The following is a 1,862-nucleotide window of genomic DNA, read 5'->3' on the forward strand; positions in this document are numbered from 1 at the left end:
GCATCACCTGAGCCGCGTCGCGGGTGTTGGCGAACTGCTGCAGGCAGCGGCCCATCTGGTCTTCGAAACCACCGGCGGCCGAAGCGGCCTGAGCCACGAAAAAGCTGCCGGCGATTCCCGCGGCAATAGCGATCGGATATTTCATCCCGCTGCTCCTAGTAGTGTTTCTACGTCCTGTGGACGATGCGCCAACTGGACGCAGGAGCAGACTCTCAGAAGGCAGTTAATATATTCTAAGTCGCATAAGAATATTCGGGATTTACTTCCAGGTAACCATGGCGGCTGGAACGGCAAGAGCCATTGCTAGTTGGGATACTCCTTAGAATCCCGCTCGCGGACGCTGCGACCAAACGCCCATTTCGACGCTTTCGGGCGTATTTATCTCGAATTCCTTTTAACCAAGTCAGAGTCTGTTAGGACTCTATCTGGATTATCTCCCTTCAGTTTGGCGACCCGTGGGCACGGGCCGCTGGTTGGAGGGGACCTACGATGAAACGCCTTCGTCTCGTCGATCTGCCGTTGATCATTAAGATCGGCTTCGCGCCGGCTTTCGCGCTGCTCATGCTGGCCCTGATGGCCGGCGGAGCCATTATTGTTCAGAAGAGCCAGTCGGCTGCGCTGAAGCAGGTCGTCGAGAACGACATGCGCCAGAACATGGAGATCCAGAAGATCTCCAAGCGCATCTCGAACATCAACGGCGAACTGTTCGTCGTCATGACCCACAAGGCCGGCAATATCGACGTCGACAAGAATGACGCTCGGATGTCCGCCGTCCTGGCCGAGACCGACGCGGTCAAGAAGGACTTGATCGCTCTGAAGAGCAAACTGCCGGCCAACGAGCAGCCCAAGATCAACGAGCTGATCAAGTCGCTTGAGGAATGCCGCAGCGCCATCGACACCGTCAGCGGGATGATCGGCGTCGACTTCGGCATGGCCGCCGGCTTCATCGCCCCGTTCGAAGAACAATACGCCAAGATGACGGGCGTGCTAGACCAGGTGGTCGCCGCCGCCAACGCGCGCGTGGCCAAGGAGACGGCCAAGCGTCAGGCCGAAGCCACCGCCGCGATGAGCGTCACCATCATTCTGTCGCTGGTCACCCTGGCCGCCGTCGGCGCTCTGGCGTTCCTGACCGTGATGACGACCCGCAAGTCGATCAACGACATCGCCGGCGCCACCGACAAGCTCTCCAAGGGCGACAACAGCATCGACCTGGAAAAGATGACGCGCCGCGATGAGCTGGGCGCCATCGTGTCGGCCCTGAAGGTCTTCCGCGACAACCAGCTGCACCTTGAGCAACTGCGCGCCGAGCAGGAAAAGTCGGCCGCTCTGACCGCCGACGAGCGCCGCGCCAAGGAGGCCGCCGCCGCCGCCGCCGCTCAGGAAAGCGCGCTGGTGGTCACCAGCCTGGCCGAGGGCCTGGAGAAGCTGGCCTCGGGCGACCTGACCTTCCGCGTCAGCGCTGAATTCCCCGGCGACTATCGCAAGCTGAAGGACGACTTCAACGCCGCCATGGGCTCGCTGCAGGAGACGATGAAGGTCATCGCCGCCTCGACCGACGGCCTGCGCACCGGCGCCGACGAGATCGCCCACGCGTCCGACGACCTGTCGCGCCGCACCGAGCAACAGGCCGCCAGCCTGGAAGAAACCGCCGCCGCCCTGGACCAGCTGACCGCGACTGTTCGTCGCACGGCCTCGGGCGCGCGCCAGGCTTCGGACGTTGTCTCCACCACCCGTGGCGAAGCGACGCATTCCGGCCAGGTTGTGCATCAGGCAGTCTCCGCCATGGGGGAGATCGAGAAGAGCTCGGGCCAGATCAGCCAGATCATCGGCGTGATCGACGAGATCGCCTTCCAGACCAACCT

Annotated in this window: 2 pseudogenes; one reads left to right on the forward strand and one right to left on the reverse strand. The window is 62.4% G+C overall.

Going from position 1 to position 1,862, the window contains the following annotated elements:
• Positions 1 to 145: pseudogene (locus AX690_RS23455) on the reverse strand (hypothetical protein); the annotation flags it as partial.
• 300 nt (positions 146 to 445) lie between these two features.
• On the opposite strand from AX690_RS23455, the pseudogene AX690_RS19625 reads away from it, so the two are divergent.
• Positions 446 to 1,862 (forward strand): annotated as a pseudogene (locus AX690_RS19625) (methyl-accepting chemotaxis protein); the annotation flags it as partial.

Source organism: Caulobacter sp. CCH9-E1 (assembly GCF_001556515.1).
In the GTDB taxonomy this organism is placed as follows: Bacteria; Pseudomonadota; Alphaproteobacteria; order Caulobacterales; family Caulobacteraceae; genus Caulobacter.